The following is a 17,885-nucleotide window of genomic DNA, read 5'->3' as shown; positions in this document are numbered from 1 at the left end:
ATTATCTAATTCTTAATGTAAAAACAGCAGGATTTTATGGTTTCATAAAATCCTGCTGTACGATTATTTTGTAATCTTATTACGGTAAATAATGTCTTCTCTTCCCGGACCATTACTGATCAAAGTGAGCGGATAGCCAATCTCCTTCTCTACAAACTCAATGTAATTTCTGCAATTTTCCGGAAGGTCTTCGTACTTCCTGATTCCGCGGATATCACATTTCCATCCCGGCAGTGTCTTGAGTACCGGTTTTGCCTTATCGAGCATATGAGTTACTGGGAATTCGGTTGTCACCTCACCGTTGATTTCGTAGCCTACACATACCGGTATTTCATCCAGGTATCCCAGTACATCCAGTACCGTAAACGCAACATCTGTTGTGCCCTGCATTCTGCAGCCGTATTTGGAGGCAACACAGTCAAACCATCCCATACGTCTCGGGCGTCCAGTGGTTGCACCGTATTCACCGCCGTCACCGCCGCGGCGTCTCAGTTCATCCGCCTCTTCACCGAAAATCTCGCTGACAAATGCACCGGCTCCAACCGCGCTGGAATATGCCTTGCACACCGTTATGATCTGTTTGATCTCATATGGCGGTATACCTGCACCGATTGCACCGTAGGCCGCCAGTGTGGAAGAAGAAGTTACCATTGGGTATATGCCGTGGTCAGGATCTTTCAATGTCCCCAGCTGTCCCTCAAGCAGAATGTTCTTTCCTTCTTTGATTGCATTGTACAGATACAGAGATACATCGCACACATATGGCTCAATCATTTCTTTATATTCTTTCAATTCCTTATATAAATCGTCAGGATTTATCTGTGGTTTGTGGTATAAATGCTCTAACAGAATATTCTTCTGTTCTGCTACGCGTATAACCTTTTCTTTGAGCAGGCCATCATCAAACAGCTCGCTTACCTGGAATCCGACTTTTGCATACTTGTCAGAATAAAACGGTGCAATCCCCGACTTTGTAGAGCCAAAAGATTTGCCTGCAAGTCTCTCCTCCTCATATGCATCGAAATTTTTGTGATAGGACATCACGATCTGTGCTCGGTCGGACACAAGAATCTTCGGTTTCGGAACTCCCTGGTCGACAATTGACTGGATTTCCTTAAACAGTACAGGAATATCCAAAGCCACACCGTTGCCGATTATGCTGGTTGTATGATTATAAAATACTCCGGATGGCAGCGTATGCAGTGCAAACTTTCCATAATCATTAATAATTGTATGGCCTGCATTCGCTCCTCCCTGAAAACGGACTATAATATCGGCTTCTTTTCCAAGCATATCAGTAATCTTGCCTTTTCCTTCATCGCCCCAGTTAGCACCTACTACTGCTTTTACCATTTCAAACCCTCCTGTGTATTTTACTTATAAGTCTCCATTAGCAGCTCTTATAAATGAACCACCTTATGAATTATACTATATTTTTCCCAATATGTAAATTATTATTTTACTGGAGAAGGTCACTTCAAAGGGGTCAGACCCCTTTTCTCGCGTTAAAGTGTTACATCAGTGGAGCAATCAATCTCAGCACTCTCCCGCATATTAACATAATGGGACTGATCTTTTTCAGGTCTGTCACAGAGACTCTCTGGCACTTTTCCAGGGTTTTCTGAAAGTCGTTTTCTATGTCTCTGACTACCGGATTGTTGTAGATAAAGACACCGCATTCGAAATGCAGGTAAAGACTGCGGTAGTCCAGGTTGATAGTTCCTACGGTTGCTGTGTCATCATCCGAGACGAAAATCTTCGCATGTACGAATCCAGGGGTGAATTCATAGATCTGTACACCGGCCTCAATCAGTTCACGATAGTATGTCTTGGCTACTGCAAATGCATACCATTTATCGGGAATATGCGGCATAATGATGCATACTTCTATCCCGCTTTTTGCCGCACGTGTCAGTGTATCCAGCATTTCATTGTCCAAAATAAGATAGGGGGTCATGATATGCACGTATTTCTTCGCATGGTTCAGAATATGGAAATACACCTCTTCCCCCACATCCTCGTTGTCGTACGGACTGTCTCCATATGGGATCATAAATCCCAGTTCACGGTGCAGCTCTTCTGACATGGGCGTTACATACCGGTCATACGGATCCGGCTTAAATTCGGTCACATTCCACATCTGGAGAAACAGCATTGTAAGGCTCTGCACTGCATCGCCTTCCAGCATCACTGCTGTATCCTTCCAGTATCCGAAACGGACTTTCCGGTTGATATATTCGTCTCCCAGATTGATGCCTCCGGTAAATCCGACTTTTCCGTCTATAACACAGATCTTACGGTGATCCCGGTTGTTCTGGGTGGTAGACAGCACCGGCCGTATGGGACTGAACATCTTGCATTTAATCCCGTACTTCTGTATGGTTTTAGGATAGTTATAGGGAAGCAGGGAAATGCTGCACATTCCGTCATACATAAAGCGTACCTCTACGCCCTCTTGTACTTTGCGCTTCAGGACGTCCAGGATCGTATCCCACATATATCCCTCTTCCACAATAAAGTATTCCATAAATATAAAATTCTCTGCTTTTTCCAGTTGTTTTATCAAAACAGAAAACTTCTCTTCCCCACATGCAAAATAAACTGCCTTTGTATTTCTGTATGTGGGAAATCCCACCTGATATTTCATATAATGGGCAAGGTTCGCATTCGCGGGCTTGCTCAGGCGCAGATCATCGATGATCTCCTGTTTCTGTTCCATATACTGCCAGGTATCCAGCTTCAGCCTGCCAAGACGCTTTCCGATATATCTGGTGCCGAGCTGGGATTTGACATAGAGATAAAAAAGACAGCCGAACACCGGGGAAATCAGGATCAAAAGCACCCAGGTCATATTAAACGCCGGATTTCCTCTTTGATTGATAATGTATACAACGATAACGGCACCCAATATATTCATTGCACCGTAGACATATACAACATAGTCCGTCAGATACGTAGCCAATCCAAGCATCAGCAGGAGCTGTACCACTACAAGCAGCAGAATCAGCGCAGTTCGGCTGAATACAACGCTGAGCACGCCCTTCTTCGCCTTTTTTGCAGTTCTATTTTCCATATTTCTTTACACACACTCCTCAATTCTCGTTATATTTCAATAGTTTATCATATTTTTCAGTATATTAGTAGCTTAATTTTACCGTTCTCCCCCGCCGGGCGTGCACAGTAACACTTAATTCGTATAGTTTATTTTTGAGTACATTGTTGTAATTGTGTCCAAAAAGTATTACAATAGAAAATGAGTTTAGTTATTATCCCATAGAAAGGAGACTTATACATTGAAAAAGTTTTTAAAATGGTTCATAAGTCTTGCAGCTATTGGTTCTGCAATTGGCCTTATCATAGCTTATTTCTGTAAGGGCAGATGCTGTGACGGTTGCTGTGATGACAGCCAGGACTGTACAGAAGAGGATGATTTTGACTTAGACAGCGATTTGGAGCCCGTTCCCGACAGGGAATATGTTCCGCTGAACAGAACATCTGATGCTGCTTCCGACAGTAAAACGGAAGGAACTGACAAGGAAGAAGAAGGGTCTGCCGAAGCTCCTGTCGAAGAAAAAGAATAGATTTTATATCTCACAGAACCTGAACTGTTCAGGTTCTGTTTTTCTTTTTACTATTTCCACGCTTCATCCAGAATCCCGACTGCCTCCTGTATCTTCTCTTCATTCATATTGGCATATCCCAACAGTATCGTCGCCTGTTTTTTCTCCTGCGGCTCTATAAAATATTCCGTCAGCCCGTAGACCTTAACTCCCTTATTTTCTGCCCGCGTCATCAGCTCTTCTTCCGTCATATTGTTATGAAAATGCAGCAGCAGATGCACGCCTGCATTTTCCCCGGAAATCTCACAGCGGTCCTGAAGACTTTTCAGGCAGCCCAGCAGAGTGTCGTGCCTGCTCTTATACAGGGCCCTTGTTTTATTGAGATGACGTTCATAGTACCCTTCTTCGATAAATTTCTGCAGGATCAGCTGATCCACCTTTGAAACCGTAGAATTCAGGAAGCTGCTTTTCTCCTGATACAAAGCCAGCATAGACTTTGGTAGCACCATATAGCTCATACGAATGGCCGGTGCAATGGACTTCGAAAATGTCCCCATGTATATCACTTTATCACGGCTGTCATAGCCCTGCAGCGCCGGGATCGGCTTGCCTTTATAGCGGAATTCACTGTCGTAATCATCCTCTATAATATAACGGCCTTCCTGTTCATTGGCCCATTTCAGAAGTGACAGCCTTCGTTTGATCGGCATCACAATTCCAAGTGGGTACTGATGGGAAGGCATCACAAAAGCAATATCCGCTTTTGATTCTGTCAGCTTTGTGATTTCCATACCTTTAGCATCCATATCCACCGTGCAGACCTCATAAGAAAGGTTCTTAAACAGCCGGTATGCCTGTTTGTAAGTAGGGTTTTCAAGTGCTACCTTGTGCCCGTGGCCGATGACTGTGGTCAGAAGCATCAGCAGATAATCATTTCCCGCCCCCACGATGATCTGTTCCGGCTGGCAGTTCACGCCCCTTGCCTGATGCAGATAATCACATATGGCCCCCCGAAGTCCATATTCCCCCTGTGGTTCCCCGAGGCGGAACATTTCCGCCCGGTCATCCATCAGGCAGTCCCTGGACAGCTTTCTCCATGCATTGTAAGGGAAACTTTTCAGATCAACGCCATTTGGCGTAAAATCATATAAATATTTTTTTTCCTCCCGCACCGGCCCTTCCTGGATTTTCCTGGGGCTCTGCATTAACTGATACAGTTCTTCAATCTGCGCCACAAAAAATCCCCGATAAGGCTCCGCCTCCACATATCCCTCCGAAAGCAGCTGCTCATAGGCCAGTTCCACTGTGCTCCGGCTCACTTCCAGATAACGGCTCAACGCACGGGTGGAAGGCAGTTTTTCCCCGCTCTGGATCCTGCCGCTTTGTATATCTTTTTTAATATAGTTATAAATCTGCTCATACAGCGGGATATTTGATTTACTCTGAAGGTTTATCGTCAATTCATTCATTCCACGTTCTCCAACATCCCGGAATGCCCGGAACTCTCAATTGTCAAAGGGACAGGTCCGCTTAAAAGACCTGCCCCTTTGTTGTTTATTTTGGTAATCGAAACGAGCTTTTCAGCGATACTATACGGTTAAATACCAGTGCCTCCGGGTTGGAGTCTTTGGCATCAATGCAGAAGTAGCCGTTTCTGACAAACTGGAAACTGTCGTAAGGCGCCGCGTCACCAAAGCTTGGCTCCACAAAACAGTCTTTTAAAATAGTAAGGGAATTTGGATTCAGGTTCAGTGACCCATCTTCCTTATTATACACTCCCTTCTCCTCATCTACCAGGTTCTCATAGAGCCTTACTTCGGCTTTTACCGCGTAAGGAGCCGGTACCCAGTGGATTGTTCCTTTGACTTTTCTTCCGGTAAAACCGCTGCCGCATTTTGTCTCCGGATCATAGGTGCAGTGAACTTCTGTAATATTTCCATTTTCATCTTTTACAAAGCTCTCACACTTAACGAAATATGCATGCATCAGGCGGACTTCATTTCCCGGGAAAAGCCGGAAATACTTCTTTGGAGGCTCTTCCATAAAGTCTTCTCTTTCGATATAGAGTTCTCTGCAGAACGGTACTTTTCTGTTTCCAAGCTCCTCGTTTTCCAAGTTGTTTGCCACATCCAGGTATTCAACCTCTCCTTCCGGGTAGTTGTCGATAACCAGCTTGATCGGATCCAGTACAGCCATCATACGAGGCTTTTTCATCTTGAGGTCCTCCCGAATGCAGTACTCCAGCATCGCGTAGTCCACAGAGCTCTGGCTCTTGGAAACACCGCACATTTCAATAAACATTTTGAGGGATTCAGGAGTAAATCCTCTTCTGCGCAATGCTGCAATTGACACAAGACGCGGATCATCCCATCCGTCCACAATGCCGTCCTCCACAAGTTTCTTGATATAGCGCTTGCCTGTCACGACATTTGTGAGGTATAACTTTGCAAACTCAATCTGTCTCGGAGGCTGTTCAAATTCACACTCACTTACCACCCATTCATACAGCGGGCGGTGATCCTCAAACTCCAGCGTACAGATGGAATGTGTGATGCCTTCTATCGCATCCTCCAGCGGATGTGCATAGTCATACATCGGGTAAATGCACCATTTGTCGCCTGTGTTATGATGGCTCATACGGGCAACACGGTAGATAATCGGATCCCTCATATTAATATTCGGGGATGACATATCAATCTTAGCACGGAGAACCTTTTCCCCATCCCCATACTTTCCGTCCTTCATATTCTGGAATAATTCCAGATTCTCTTCCACTGTACGGTTCCTGTAAGGGCTTTCCTTGCCTGGTTCCGTCAGAGTTCCTCTGTATTCGCGGATCTCTTCTGCTGTAAGGTCACAGACATATGCTTTTCCCTTTTTAATCAGCTTAACAGCATACTCATACATCTGGTCAAAATAATCGGAAGCAAAATACAGGTGATCCTTCCAGTCCGCCCCCAGCCACTTAATATCTTCCTTAATAGAATCTACAAATTCAATCTTTTCCTTTGTAGGATTGGTATCGTCAAAACGCATGTTAAACTGTCCGCCATACTCCTGAGCCAGGCCGTAATTCAAAAGAATAGACTTGGCATGTCCTATATGCAGGTAACCATTCGGCTCCGGTGGAAATCTTGTGCACACATGGTCATATACGCCCTCGGCCAGGTCCTTATCTATCTCCTGCTCAATAAAATTCTTTGAAACTGTCTCGTTTTCCATAGTTTCCTCCTCAAGTAGTAACATTCTGCCAATTATCTTACCATAAAATGTATACAACGACAAGGACTGCTGCGCAATATTTTCATTTCACTTTGTGCTAAAATATGATATACTGTTATGGTTTAAAGCGAAAAAGGAGAGCAAGGGGGTCAGACCCCTCTGCAGAGGGGTCTGACCCCCTTGCTCTCCTTTTTCTGATAATTTGGGAGGTTGTTTATGAAAAGAGAAAAATTTGGTTCTCGTCTTGGCTTTATCCTTGTATCAGCGGGATGTGCCATCGGGCTCGGTAACGTGTGGAAATTCCCGTATATGGCCGGTAAATTTGGGGGCGCGGCATTCATTCTGATATATCTGATTTTCCTGGCGATCCTTGGTCTTCCTATTATAGTATGTGAATTCAGTGTGGGAAGAGCCAGTCAGAAAAGTATTGCCACATCTTATAACGCCCTGGAACCGGACGGCACAAGATGGCATTTTACACGCTGGTTCGCAATCGCGGGCAATTACATACTTGTCATGTTTTATTCCATGGTGGGTGGCTGGATGCTGTATTACTGCTTCCGCATGGCCAGAGGTGATTTTTCCGGCATTTCTTCGGAACAGATCACCGTCAACTATGATCAAATGCTGGCATCTCCCGGAACTTTGATGTTCTGGACCGTGATTGTCATTCTTCTTGCTTTTGGAATATGCAGCATCGGACTGCAGAAGGGCGTTGAGAAAATCATGAAAGTAACCATGATCTGCCTTCTGTGCATCATGGTCATTCTCGCAATCCGTTCAGTCACTCTGAGCGGTTCCAGCGAAGGCCTGCGCTTCTATCTGGTGCCGGATTTCCATAAGATGGTGGAAAATGGAATCGGAAATGTTATATTCGGTGCAATGAGCCAGGCATTCTTCACGCTCAGCATCGGAATGGGCGGTATGGCCATATTCGGAAGCTATCTGGACAAATCCCGTTCCCTGACAGGGGAGTCACTGAGCATCGTGATTCTGGACACTTTTGTAGCCCTCATGGCGGGCCTCATCGTCATACCGGCCTGTTTTGCGTTCAACGTAGAGCCGTCCGCAGGCCCGGGACTTGTATTCATCACACTGCCCAACATCTTTACACAGATGTCAGGAGGCCGGATCTGGGGGGCTATGTTCTTCCTGTTCCTGTTCTGCGCCGCGCTCTCTACGATTGTAGGTGTTTTTGAAAATATTGTATCCTTTGGAATGGATCTGTTTCATTTCAGCCGCAAAAAATCCGTTGGAATCAACATCCTTCTGATTGCAGTGCTGAGTATTCCATGTATTCTCGGATTCAGCGTATGGTCAGACTTCCAGCCGCTTGGCACCGGAACAAACATCATGGATCTGGAAGATTTCCTTGTATCAAACAATATTCTGCCCCTCGGTTCCGTGGTATACCTGCTCTTCTGCACCCACAAAAACGGCTGGGGATGGAAAAACTTCATTCAGGAGGCCAACAGCGGCCAGGGAATGAAATTCCCGGAAAAAGTCCGCGGCTATATGACTTACGTACTGCCATGGATCGTCGTCATCATCTATCTGAAGGGCTACTACGATATGTTCAGCAAACAAAGCACAGCCATCTTCACAATATGGATGATTATAGCGCTGGCTTTCCTTGCAATGATATTGTTTGTTACCGGGCGGAAGAAGACTGGGGGACGCTGAGTAAAAGGGAAGGAGGCGTTCAGCCGGGACTTTGCATGCCGTTTTTAAAGCCGGCCGCTTGCGGAGAATTCGTAACAGGAAAAACAGGGAAAAGGGAGGGACTAGCCGCATTTGGCGTGAAATTTGATAATTTCACACCGCAGGCGGCTACGAGATTTGATTTTGTAAATCAAATCTCGCCCTCCCTTTTCCCTGTTTTTCCTGTAACGGATTCTAACCGCGCGCTATGAGGATTTAAAAACGGCATGCAAAGTCCCGGCTGAACGCCTCCTTCCCTTTTACTCAGCTAGGCGCACCCAAATTGGAGTGAAACCCATACCCTATAGTGTGCATTAAACGGGAGCGGCGTATGGGGAACGCCTACTCGGTGCCTTTCCATCCGGCATGGTTTTTATTTAGTAGTTGTGGGCAAACGGAACGCATACAGAAAGCGCACACAATGATCCCCGCCCACCGGCAGAAGCCCCGCCCCAGAATGGCGTAATCACTCCCCCACCAGCCTACCCCTCAAGATCAGCATAGCCTGCACCACAATTGCCGCATGATCTACCGCAATCATACCCTGTTCGGAAACGGTAAAGTGTTCCTCGCGGACCAGGCCGCGTCTCAGCGTGTGTTCTACTACGGCTCTTGTATCAAGTCCCTTTTCTCTGTTCACGAACTGAAGGATATAGGTTCTTCTTACTGCTTCTTTTTCGTTGCTCTCTGCAGCCAGCTCCAGATCCAGGCTGCACCATACCGCATCTGCCGCGTCATCGCCGGCTTTTACGGTTACATCCTTCTCCTGCACCAGGGCCATATAGGCTGTCGTGATGACTCTGGCCCGGGGATCCCGGTTGTATGCCCCGTATGTGGCAATCTGCTCCATTATAGGATTCGCGACTCCTGTTTCTTCCATAAGTTCTCTTTTTGCTGTTGCCTCCAGATCCTCTTCCAATTCAATAAATCCTCCGGGCAGCGCCCAGAAACCGATGCTGGGATGGTTGCTGCGCTTTACCAGCAGGACCTTGAGTCCTTCCAGGGATTCAGACAGTGCTGCGTCATGGGAAAATACAACTGTATCTGTGGTACAGCTTGGTGTTTTATATTTATAAGGATCATAATCCTCCAGAAACTCTTCCAGAGTCTGTCCTGCCTGATTCTTTTCATGGGTTCCGTAAAATGGCGTAATATCTTTTAAAAATGATGGCATCTGTTTTCCTCCTGCTGCATTTAATTTCTTAGAAAAGCGGAACGAGGATGTTTCCCCGTCCCGCTTTTCTATTATATGAGATTTTATGCCTTCTGTAAACAGCTGCATTCATAATTATAGTTCCGTACAAATTCCTGCCTGTCTCCTACTCGCTGATTCGAACGTAAGGTATTGTAATGGCACTGCCGTCCCCATTCGAACCGCCTTGAAATGGCTTGAGATACAGATTATCCAGCTGGTCTTCGTCTGCAACATAAACAAGAGTGTATTCTATCTCTTCGCCTGCAGCCATAGGACGGAAAAATGAAGATTTCAGTCTTTCGATCCCTTCTGTATAATAGATATCATCGAAGTAGATCGGGAAGCTGCTGCCATTGCCGGAAAGCCACTGCATGCCATAACTTTCATTTGCTGATCTGAAGCTGTCGGTCGGATAAGCACAGCTGCCGTCCGCTCTTGGTATCAGCGTTGTCAGATCAGGGGCGATTGAAATGCCCATGAGCTGATTGCTCTCTGACTGCACATCTGAATAGTTTTTCGCCTTCATCTTAACAACAACATACTTGGAATTCACGGTTTCAAGCACACCGTCCTGTGATTGTAAACCATCGCCATCTACCGTATACCGGTATCTCTCATGAGGTTTCAGAGTTCCGTCTTCCGCCATCCACGGAGCCACTTCCTCATAACGGGCAAAGTTCTCTGCCGGGTATTCTGAAAGCGGGAGTGCGTCCAGAATTTCCACATCCTGCACGGTAAAACGGACATCATCCGTCCCTTCCACCTGCTCTCCGTTTTCCATCATGATATACGGAGAACTGATTTCCTCTCCGATTGCATAGATATCGTCGGCTGCAACACCTGCCTGATAGGACTCGGCACTGCCCTCTGCATAAGCTTCCCTCGCTTTAATTTCTTCATCAATTTCTTCATCCGTCATGTATGGAGCGGTCTCATCCAGTACCTCAATCTTCAGCCCTTCTGCAACCTTGACCACTTCTTCTGCCGGAAGGTCACTTTCACTCCATACCATTACTCCGTATCCATACTCTTCGTTAAACAGATAAATACGCTTTACAGTCTCTTCACTGTCTGTGTAAAAACTGTCATTAACGAATACATCTGTCTTCATGCCGCTGATATCCAGCGATTCCAAATGAGAGTCCTTTGAATAGGACATGAATTCCGCGCCGCCGGTACGCTCTAAGTAGTCCAGATCAGCCGCATTATACGGAATAATAGAAATGGCTCCTCCATTTTCTTCATTATGCCACTTATTTCCGTATGGGCTGTCCTCTCCGTACAGCGTATACCCTTCAGGTATATAGGTTTCTTCCACGGATATCCTATGGGCTTCTTTTTCTCTGTCCACCTGAAAATCATATTTAACAGAGTCCTCATTCTCCACAAGATTTGCGGAAAGAAACTTGTTTGCCGCCAGCGTAACAATCGACATTCCCGCTGCCAGCACCGCCACTGCTGCAATCGCAGCCCATGTACGGCGCTTCTTCGTATACTTCATTGTAACCTTTTTCCCGATTCCAAGCTGCTCATAAGTGTCCTGAATCCGCTCTTCTATTTTCTCCGGAATCTCTACATCCTGTTTTAATATTCTTTCTATTTCCTTTTTTGAATATTCGTTCCTCACACCCACTACCTCCTTTGAACTGCTACTTCCAGCCCATATACTTTTTCAAACTGCCTGCGCCCCCGGACCAGTCTCGTTTTGACTGTGCTCTCCTCAAGCTCCAGTATCTGCGCAATCTCTCTGATTTTGAAGCCCTCCGAATAGTACAAAAGCAAAACAATCCGATACTTGTCATCCATCTGGTTCATCAGTTCTTCAAATTCATAATTCTGAAGTGCCATACATGTATCCTCCTGTTCCGGAACAGTGTCTGAGAGATATTCCCGTTTTCCGGCTCTCAAAATGTCCTTACACTTATTAATCAGAATGCGTATGATCCATGTTTTAAAATACTTAGGCTCTTTCAGCCTGTCGATTTTTTCATAACATGTGATAATCGTCTCCTGTATGGCGTCTGCAATGTCCTCCTGTGTATGCAGGTAGCTTCTTGCAGTCTTATACATATCCTTCTTTACCAGTTCGATCAGTTCCACAAAAGCCTGATCGTCGTGCTTCTGTGCCCTTTTTATCAGGTATTTCAAAAGAAGACCTCCTTCCCCTCATCAATGCCGGCTTGATTGTCTTTCACTTATTAGACGAAGCGGTATCTCAAATAGTTTCACACCACAGTTAGAAAAATAAAAAGAAATGGTACTTTCTATTTTATCATTCCGTACAACTACTGTCCTGATTCTTTTCTGAATTCTATCGTAATATTTCGAAATATTATTAACATTACGATTTCTTTTAATTGTTTTTCAGTTTATATCCATGTTATTCTATAAAAAAGGAGGTGGCATTATGAATAATAAATTAGAATGCCTGTTGAAGGCACATTTTGATGATAAGCATTTTATAAGTAGAAACTGTCTGTGTTATTATTGTGATGTACTTTCGATTGTATCTGCTGCGAATGCACAGGAATTTATTTCCAATCCCCTCTGTCACTCACACAGCGCTTATGAATTTATGATACCCTACAGCCCTCTTCCCCTCATTATATATGAAAATGCCGTTTATATAGGGGAGGCTGGCTATGTATATCCTGTACCAAGCGGCCGGATCCACAGTTACAGATTCAGGAGTCCCAATATTGCCTACGATAACATCGTCATCGATAAGGATTTTTTTGAACAGATCCTGATCGATAAAGACTGTGTGTGGAAAGACTGTATGGGAAAAAATTTTGATCAGCGTTTTGAACTGACAAAAGAAGCCGGAACCTACATCCAGTACTTTAAAGATGAATTTTCAAAAGAAAATAATTGCGATCCTTCCAAGCTTTACCATCTCGCAGCCCTTATTGCCTCTGTATTCACAGAATGTGAATTTCAGGAAAAAAGAGACCGCCTGAAGGCTCCCCCGCAATATCAGCAGGGAATCCATCAGATTGTCTCTTATATGAACCAGCATTATGCGGATAACCTTCAGATTGATACACTGGCTTCGATGTGCGGCCTGTCCCGCACATACTTTATAACTGCATTCAGGAAAGCAATCGGTGAAACGCCTTACAACTACCTTTTAAATCTCCGCATGGCCAAAGCCCGGTTACTGCTTGAGAATCCACAGTATTCTATAAAAGAAATCGCTCTGCTCTGCGGCTTTCAAAAGCCAAACACCTTTTCATCCCTGTTCAAAAATTATACAGGCATGACACCTACTGATTATAAACAAAAACTGCTATTTCCTTAAAAAACCTTCGATATTGGCAATCAGTTCAATAAACCGGCAGTCTAATTCTGCCTTCTCTGCTGCACTATCTGCAGAAAAATCAAATCCCGATATACCAATCTGCGCATGATTTGCTGCGCTCCAGTCCCGCATTAAAATCAGTTCCATCTGTTCCCAGCCCTCATACCGTACAAGAAAACAAATCTCCAGATTGTATTTCATATTTTCAAGACATCTGTAAAAATATGGAATCTCTTCAATCTGCAGCTCACGGATAAAATCCAGCAGCTCATCAAGGCATTCTTTCAATGGAACCAGTTCTTCTCTGTCCAGGCTCGTCATGGTATTCCCCCTCAGTCGGGCCCGCACCGAAAAATCACCTCTGAATCTTTTTTGTATTATATCATAATCTCATATAGATCACTCTACTTTGCGACATATTATTACAAAAATCGACAAAATGTGGCGTTCTTTAAAATTCCGGTATATATCTTATTATTTCGTACATACTATTAGAAAAAATATCCTTTTTGGAGGGTGCCGCAATGAAACCTTTTGACAAAAGAAATAAACGGCTGTATATCAGTACGATAATCGGAGTTATTTTTGTATCCGCTGCCGGAACACTGCTTCATTTTGTCTACAGCTGGACAGGTAACAATTTTATCACCGGGCTGTTTGCGCCGGTGAACGAATCCACCTGGGAACATATGAAACTTCTGTATTTTCCTATGCTGCTTTTCTGCGCTGCGGAATATTTTTTCCTGTACAGACACTATCAGCGGCTGATCCGGGCTGACCTCGCCGGCATACTGGCTGGGACATGGCTGATTCCCGTCATTTTTTATACTTACACAGGAATTCTGGGGTTCCACACGCTTCCCCTGGATATCCTGACCTTTCTACTTGGTATCCTGTTTGCATTTTACGTGCGCTGCCGCTCTCTTCTTCTGCCCGGGCATATACAGCACACATTGTTTGGCAGCATGCTCAGGACGCGCCCGCAGGGTAAGCGCCATGGTATGTCTGGTTATACCTTCTTCTATTTTTTATGCTTCATTATAACAGGAGTATGCTTTCTGATCTTCACATATTATCCGCCCGCAGCCGGCCTTTTTCTTCCGCCCTCCTGATGTGCTTAATCGAGAAATGGCCCGGGACAGTATCATGGTGTGAAATAAGGGAAAAGCAGCGGATGCTCATTTCATTTTGGATGAGCAGGGCTGCCTTTCCCTTAAAATACAGTTTCTAAATGTAAATAATTGTGACTCCGGCGAAGCTTACCTTTCCGTTGAGTACCAGAGTAACGGAACCGTCCGGCTGGTATCTCCCCTTCTCATCAACCCCCCCGAAGGCCGCGCTGATCTGATTTACCACTTTCCAGCTGCGCGGAACATAGAGTTCCACTCCGCCGAAAGAAACATCCAGCTTAACAGATGCCTGCCCCTGAGGAACCTCTGCATGGTCAAAGTATATCTTCATTGCTCCGAAAGCACAGTGGATACCGGCTCCTCTAAAATCCTCCGAGTTGATATATTTAATGCTGGAACCAAATGAACTTTCCATTCTCATCGCCTCCCCCTCTATCGTTTCGACATCGCTGAAGCTGTCATCGTAATGAGTGCTGTGATGATGCCAGCTCCGCTTTGGATGGTACAAAAACGCGGAACCAATACTTCCGAGAAGCGCGGCTCCCAGAACCGTCCACGGTGTCAGCGCTGTAATTCCCAGAGGGTCTGCATAGATAATACAGAGAAATGCCAGTGAAAATAGTACCCCCGGTATACTGCGGTGGATAGCGCTCTTGATCAGTGTCGCCGCAAATATCACTGACAGGAGCAGCATCCAGATACTGATCTCTGTATTCAGTATTCCCAGCCTGCTGATAATCAGGAGCACCGCTCCGATAATAAAAAATATCCCCCAGAATAATCTCTCTTTTTTCATGTCTCTACCTCTTTTCTTCCAGCCGGTTGCGAAGCGGCTTGTAATAATATCTGGATACATATACCTGTTTGTGTGTGTCCTTGAACTGGACCACACAGGAAGTGGATACGGAACGGTTGATCGCATATATGCTTCTCGTGTTCAATATCGTTGATTTCGATACCCTCATGAAATATCCCGGCAGAATTTCTTCCAGTTCATACAGACGATGCCGGATCTTGTAAATATCGTCTGCCGTGTGTGCATGAATCGCTTTTCCGTCAGTCTCAAAGAAAAGAATCTCGGAAAGCATCAGATAGTACTCTGTCTCTTCCTTGTAGAATACAATCCGCTGCTCCTGCCTGGAGATCTCACTCAGTGCCTTCTGCACTTTCTGTACCTGATCATTCAGGCTGCTGCTTCTGATTATGACTTCTTCCTCTGTTAAGTTCTCATCAATTTCAATTCGTATCTTCATCTCATTTCCCTCTCCACGCATTTATCTAACCATAAATCAATTGTCTTGTAAACCCAAAAGATGTATGTGGTATAAAAGTGAATCCAAGTGGTAAGAAAACAGCCCTCAGGTGCAGCCGGATCATGCGTCAGCTGAAATGGCCTCGATAACAGTTCAGACCTGTCCGAACCGTTACTGGCTTCGGACAAATATTTTATTTTGTTCTTCATACCATCTGGACTTTATTGTGCCCCCAGTATAAAATAAATGCTGTATGAAATGTAAATATGGAGGAATGAAACATGAAATTTGTAATACAGAGAGTATCAGAAGCTTCCGTAGCCGTGGACGGCGATGTGATCGGAGCAATTGAAAAGGGATTTCTCGTGCTGATCGGAGTATCCGACAGTGATAGCGAAGAAACGGCAGATAAGCTGATTCGTAAAATGACGGGCTTAAGAATTTTTGAGGATGAGAATGGTAAGACTAATCTGTCCCTTGCAGATGTGGAAGGCAGTCTTCTGCTTATTTCCCAGTTCACGCTCTACGCGAACTGTAAAAAAGGAAACCGCCCCAGCTTCATAGAAGCAGGCCAGCCGGACAGGGCGAATGCCCTCTATGAATATATCATAGAAAAATGCAGAGCATCCGTACCCAACGTGCAGACCGGGCGTTTCGGGGCGGAAATGAAAGTCAGTCTTATCAATGACGGTCCTTTCACGATTATACTGGATTCAGAACAGCTTTAAGTTCTGATACGCTTATTCTTTTTCATAGCCGTTCTTCTTATAACAGAAGAGAAACAGTATAAACGCAAGCAGGATTTCTCCCACCAGAACGATCATATGAAGAGCCTTCATGGTAAATGCAGTTCCGTTCGCATAGGAATACACCATCTCGGAGACAACTCCTGTGAATAGGAACTTTGAGATCTTCTCCAGTGAAGGGATAAACGCTGAAAAACTGGGGATCAGCATGAATACAAGGATCACCGGCGTGGTCAGCGTACTGGCACTCATCTGGTTCTTAGCATAAATGCCGAGCAGCATGCCCAGAATGCAGCTTGTAATGCTGGCAAGCGCCGTTGCCAGCAGATACGTGCCCAGGTTGATCGTCGCCAGGGAGAGTCCGCTGATTGGGATCAGAACCACATTCAGAATCATAATCTCAATAAACGGCGGGATAATACTTCCCAGAAAGAATTCGGTTCCATTTACGGAGGAGGTCATAAGCGTCCTGAGTGTATATTTTTCCTTTTCTTCCGCAAGTGCGGCGCTTGTGACAAATGTCCCTGTCATCGTAATGTTCATTGTCAGCCCCAGATTGAGGACTGTCGCAAGCAGCTGAGTCGGGAGTTCTTTCCCATTCATCATCGCGCCGTATACAAGCCGCAGTATCATCGTAATTCCCAGAATCATGATCGGTACCATAATCACATTTTTGTCAAAAAGTGCCCTTGCTTTCATTTCTGTTACTGCGAGTAATTTTCGTCTGTTAATCTTCATTATCTTAACTCCTTTCCGGTTACTGCTAAAAATACATCCTCCAGGGTTGGTTCACAGGAGTGGAGAAATTCAATCCTGTCACCGATCATGTATGCGGCGATCTTTTCCGCGTTCGCCGGACTTTGTTCCAGCAGTCTTTCTTCCCCGGTATCTAAAAGAATCCGATAATGCTTTTTGGTATTGTATTTCAGGCAGATATCTCTTGGAGCTCCGATCTCTACAATGTTGCCCTCATTGAGCAGGGCAACTGTGTCGCACAGCTTTGCTGCCTCCTCCATATTGTGGGTTGTAAGGAATATTGACATGCCCTGGGCCCTCAGTTCCATAAGAAGCTTGTGGACCTCCAGCGCTGTGGATGGATCCAGGCCGCTGGTTGGCTCGTCCAGAAACAATATTTGGGGCTGATGGAGAATAGCACGAATCAGAATCAGGCGCTGTCCCTGGCCTTTTGAAAGCTTGCCCGCTGCTTTTCTTCGGTGTTCCCACAAGCCGGCTCTCTTCAGCAGAACATTGATCCTCTCACGGCTGACCTTTAAGATTTTTGCAAAGTATAACAGATTATTATAGACGGACATTTTCTCGTAGATCCCGCTGTTGTCCGTAACGATTCCAATTTGCTCATAGATGGAGCAGTCGATGTCTTTTGTGTTTGTCCCCAGAATGTATGCCTCCCCTGAAGTCTGCATCAGCTGCCCTGTCAGAATTTTAATAGTCGTTGTTTTTCCAGCTCCTGATGGTCCCAGAAATCCGAGAATCTCCCCCTGGTGTACCTGAAAGCTGATATCTTTCAGAGCTGTTTCTGTCTTGTATTTTTTAGAAATATGGCGCAGCGTGATCATTTCCCTATTCTTTGCCTCCGGCATAGTAATCATCCTCTCTTTCGTGTGATGTACTTTACTATACCAGTTCTTCCATACGGCGTGGAAAATAATGCCTGAACTGCAGTTTTCAATGCCCAAACGGACACTCCCGGATATATGCCTGCTCTGCAGACTGTTGCCGCACCGCCCGTAAGAGCATCTGTTACGGAGGCAGCAGG

The 17,885-nt window shown here is 45.2% G+C and carries 17 protein-coding genes; 5 read left to right on the top strand and 12 right to left on the bottom strand.

Annotated elements, in window-relative coordinates:
- Window positions 1–63: 63 nt before the first annotated feature.
- Both HMPREF0240_RS14090 and cls read right to left on the bottom strand, forming a co-directional pair.
- Window positions 64–1,353 (bottom strand): adenylosuccinate synthase, encoded by a 1,290-nt coding sequence (locus HMPREF0240_RS14090; RefSeq protein WP_009004089.1) that lies wholly within the window; start codon window positions 1,351–1,353, stop codon window positions 64–66.
- Window positions 1,354–1,513: 160 nt separating this feature from the next.
- Window positions 1,514–3,073 carry a cardiolipin synthase gene (gene cls / locus HMPREF0240_RS14085; RefSeq protein WP_009004088.1) on the bottom strand — a complete coding sequence of 520 codons (1,560 nt, stop codon included), beginning with the start codon at window positions 3,071–3,073 and terminating at the stop codon, window positions 1,514–1,516.
- 220 nt (window positions 3,074–3,293) lie between these two features.
- On the opposite strand from cls, the gene HMPREF0240_RS14080 reads away from it, so the two are divergent.
- Window positions 3,294–3,581, top strand: coding sequence for a hypothetical protein (locus tag HMPREF0240_RS14080; RefSeq protein ID WP_009004087.1), 288 nt, complete (start codon window positions 3,294–3,296; stop codon window positions 3,579–3,581).
- 50 nt (window positions 3,582–3,631) lie between these two features.
- Here the strand turns inward: HMPREF0240_RS14080 and HMPREF0240_RS14075 are convergent, their stop codons facing one another.
- Window positions 3,632–5,029, bottom strand: a complete 1,398-nt coding sequence (locus HMPREF0240_RS14075; protein ID WP_009004086.1) for a PLP-dependent aminotransferase family protein — start codon at window positions 5,027–5,029, stop codon at window positions 3,632–3,634.
- A gap of 85 nt (window positions 5,030–5,114) precedes the next feature.
- Window positions 5,115–6,782 (bottom strand): glutamine--tRNA ligase/YqeY domain fusion protein, encoded by a 1,668-nt coding sequence (locus HMPREF0240_RS14070; RefSeq protein WP_009004085.1) that lies wholly within the window; start codon window positions 6,780–6,782, stop codon window positions 5,115–5,117.
- 216 nt (window positions 6,783–6,998) lie between these two features.
- Between HMPREF0240_RS14070 and HMPREF0240_RS14065 the strand changes: the two genes are divergently transcribed.
- Window positions 6,999–8,465, top strand: coding sequence for a sodium-dependent transporter (locus tag HMPREF0240_RS14065; protein ID WP_035313549.1), 1,467 nt, complete (start codon window positions 6,999–7,001; stop codon window positions 8,463–8,465).
- A 484-nt stretch (window positions 8,466–8,949) separates the two neighbouring features.
- Here HMPREF0240_RS14065 and HMPREF0240_RS14055 read toward each other — a convergent pair whose 3' ends face one another.
- The 3 genes from HMPREF0240_RS14055 to HMPREF0240_RS14045 all read right to left on the bottom strand — a co-directional run bounded on the left by HMPREF0240_RS14055 (window position 8,950) and on the right by HMPREF0240_RS14045 (window position 11,826).
- Window positions 8,950–9,657: an NUDIX hydrolase gene (locus tag HMPREF0240_RS14055; protein ID WP_009004083.1), complete on the bottom strand. Its 708-nt coding sequence runs from the start codon at window positions 9,655–9,657 to the stop codon at window positions 8,950–8,952.
- A gap of 145 nt (window positions 9,658–9,802) precedes the next feature.
- Entirely contained in the window at window positions 9,803–11,305 is a 1,503-nt protein-coding gene (locus HMPREF0240_RS14050) for a hypothetical protein (protein WP_035313546.1), read from the bottom strand.
- Between the two features lie 5 nt (window positions 11,306–11,310).
- Window positions 11,311–11,826 carry a sigma-70 family RNA polymerase sigma factor gene (locus HMPREF0240_RS14045; protein WP_009004081.1) on the bottom strand — a complete coding sequence of 172 codons (516 nt, stop codon included), beginning with the start codon at window positions 11,824–11,826 and terminating at the stop codon, window positions 11,311–11,313.
- A gap of 259 nt (window positions 11,827–12,085) precedes the next feature.
- Here HMPREF0240_RS14045 and HMPREF0240_RS23510 point away from each other — a divergent pair, with 259 nt between their 5' ends.
- Window positions 12,086–12,979, top strand: coding sequence for an AraC family transcriptional regulator (locus HMPREF0240_RS23510; RefSeq protein WP_050794547.1), 894 nt, complete (start codon window positions 12,086–12,088; stop codon window positions 12,977–12,979).
- Here the strand turns inward: HMPREF0240_RS23510 and HMPREF0240_RS14035 are convergent.
- Window positions 12,968–13,300 (bottom strand): hypothetical protein, encoded by a 333-nt coding sequence (locus HMPREF0240_RS14035; RefSeq protein ID WP_050794546.1) that lies wholly within the window; start codon window positions 13,298–13,300, stop codon window positions 12,968–12,970. The two genes, HMPREF0240_RS23510 and HMPREF0240_RS14035, sit on opposite strands and share 12 nt — an antisense overlap.
- 203 nt (window positions 13,301–13,503) lie before the next feature.
- On the opposite strand from HMPREF0240_RS14035, the gene HMPREF0240_RS14030 reads away from it, so the two are divergent.
- Window positions 13,504–14,091 carry a DUF6512 family protein gene (locus HMPREF0240_RS14030; protein ID WP_009004078.1) on the top strand — a complete coding sequence of 196 codons (588 nt, stop codon included), beginning with the start codon at window positions 13,504–13,506 and terminating at the stop codon, window positions 14,089–14,091.
- A gap of 115 nt (window positions 14,092–14,206) precedes the next feature.
- On the opposite strand, the gene HMPREF0240_RS14025 is transcribed toward HMPREF0240_RS14030, so the two are convergent.
- Window positions 14,207–14,905, bottom strand: a complete 699-nt coding sequence (locus HMPREF0240_RS14025; RefSeq protein ID WP_009004077.1) for a membrane protein — start codon at window positions 14,903–14,905, stop codon at window positions 14,207–14,209.
- Between the two features lie 4 nt (window positions 14,906–14,909).
- Window positions 14,910–15,362 (bottom strand): LytTR family DNA-binding domain-containing protein, encoded by a 453-nt coding sequence (locus HMPREF0240_RS14020; RefSeq protein WP_009004076.1) that lies wholly within the window; start codon window positions 15,360–15,362, stop codon window positions 14,910–14,912.
- Between the two features lie 281 nt (window positions 15,363–15,643).
- On the opposite strand from HMPREF0240_RS14020, the gene dtd reads away from it, so the two are divergent.
- On the top strand, window positions 15,644–16,090 hold the full coding sequence (dtd, locus tag HMPREF0240_RS14015) for a D-aminoacyl-tRNA deacylase (protein ID WP_009004075.1): 447 nt from the start codon (window positions 15,644–15,646) through the stop codon (window positions 16,088–16,090).
- A gap of 12 nt (window positions 16,091–16,102) precedes the next feature.
- Here the strand turns inward: dtd and HMPREF0240_RS14010 are convergent, their stop codons facing one another.
- Both HMPREF0240_RS14010 and HMPREF0240_RS14005 read right to left on the bottom strand, forming a co-directional pair.
- The gene (locus HMPREF0240_RS14010) at window positions 16,103–16,846 is read right to left on the bottom strand and encodes an ABC transporter permease (protein WP_009004074.1); all 744 of its coding nucleotides are present in this window, start codon (window positions 16,844–16,846) and stop codon (window positions 16,103–16,105) included.
- Window positions 16,846–17,805, bottom strand: a complete 960-nt coding sequence (locus tag HMPREF0240_RS14005) for an ABC transporter ATP-binding protein (protein ID WP_347462609.1) — start codon at window positions 17,803–17,805, stop codon at window positions 16,846–16,848. The genes HMPREF0240_RS14010 and HMPREF0240_RS14005 overlap by 1 nt, the downstream gene beginning before the upstream one ends.
- Window positions 17,806–17,885 lie beyond the last annotated feature (80 nt).

The sequence above is a fragment of the Clostridium sp. D5 genome, from assembly GCF_000190355.1.
Taxonomy (GTDB): Bacteria; Bacillota; Clostridia; order Lachnospirales; family Lachnospiraceae; genus Faecalicatena; species Faecalicatena fissicatena_A.
This window is presented reverse-complemented; position numbering and strand designations above follow the sequence as displayed.

Coding starts and splice junctions, on each gene's coding strand:
- HMPREF0240_RS14020 (WP_009004076.1), bottom strand. CDS start 15,362: ATGAAGATACGAATTGAAATTGATGAGAACTTAACAGAGGAAGAAGTC.
- HMPREF0240_RS14010 (WP_009004074.1), bottom strand. CDS start 16,846: ATGAAGATTAACAGACGAAAATTACTCGCAGTAACAGAAATGAAAGCA.
- HMPREF0240_RS14070 (WP_009004085.1), bottom strand. CDS start 6,782: ATGGAAAACGAGACAGTTTCAAAGAATTTTATTGAGCAGGAGATAGAT.
- HMPREF0240_RS14090 (WP_009004089.1), bottom strand. CDS start 1,353: ATGGTAAAAGCAGTAGTAGGTGCTAACTGGGGCGATGAAGGAAAAGGC.
- HMPREF0240_RS14055 (WP_009004083.1), bottom strand. CDS start 9,657: ATGCCATCATTTTTAAAAGATATTACGCCATTTTACGGAACCCATGAA.
- HMPREF0240_RS14075 (WP_009004086.1), bottom strand. CDS start 5,029: ATGAATGAATTGACGATAAACCTTCAGAGTAAATCAAATATCCCGCTG.
- HMPREF0240_RS14065 (WP_035313549.1), top strand. CDS start 6,999: ATGAAAAGAGAAAAATTTGGTTCTCGTCTTGGCTTTATCCTTGTATCA.
- cls (WP_009004088.1), bottom strand. CDS start 3,073: ATGGAAAATAGAACTGCAAAAAAGGCGAAGAAGGGCGTGCTCAGCGTT.
- HMPREF0240_RS14030 (WP_009004078.1), top strand. CDS start 13,504: ATGAAACCTTTTGACAAAAGAAATAAACGGCTGTATATCAGTACGATA.
- HMPREF0240_RS14025 (WP_009004077.1), bottom strand. CDS start 14,905: ATGAAAAAAGAGAGATTATTCTGGGGGATATTTTTTATTATCGGAGCG.
- dtd (WP_009004075.1), top strand. CDS start 15,644: ATGAAATTTGTAATACAGAGAGTATCAGAAGCTTCCGTAGCCGTGGAC.
- HMPREF0240_RS14035 (WP_050794546.1), bottom strand. CDS start 13,300: ATGACGAGCCTGGACAGAGAAGAACTGGTTCCATTGAAAGAATGCCTT.
- HMPREF0240_RS23510 (WP_050794547.1), top strand. CDS start 12,086: ATGAATAATAAATTAGAATGCCTGTTGAAGGCACATTTTGATGATAAG.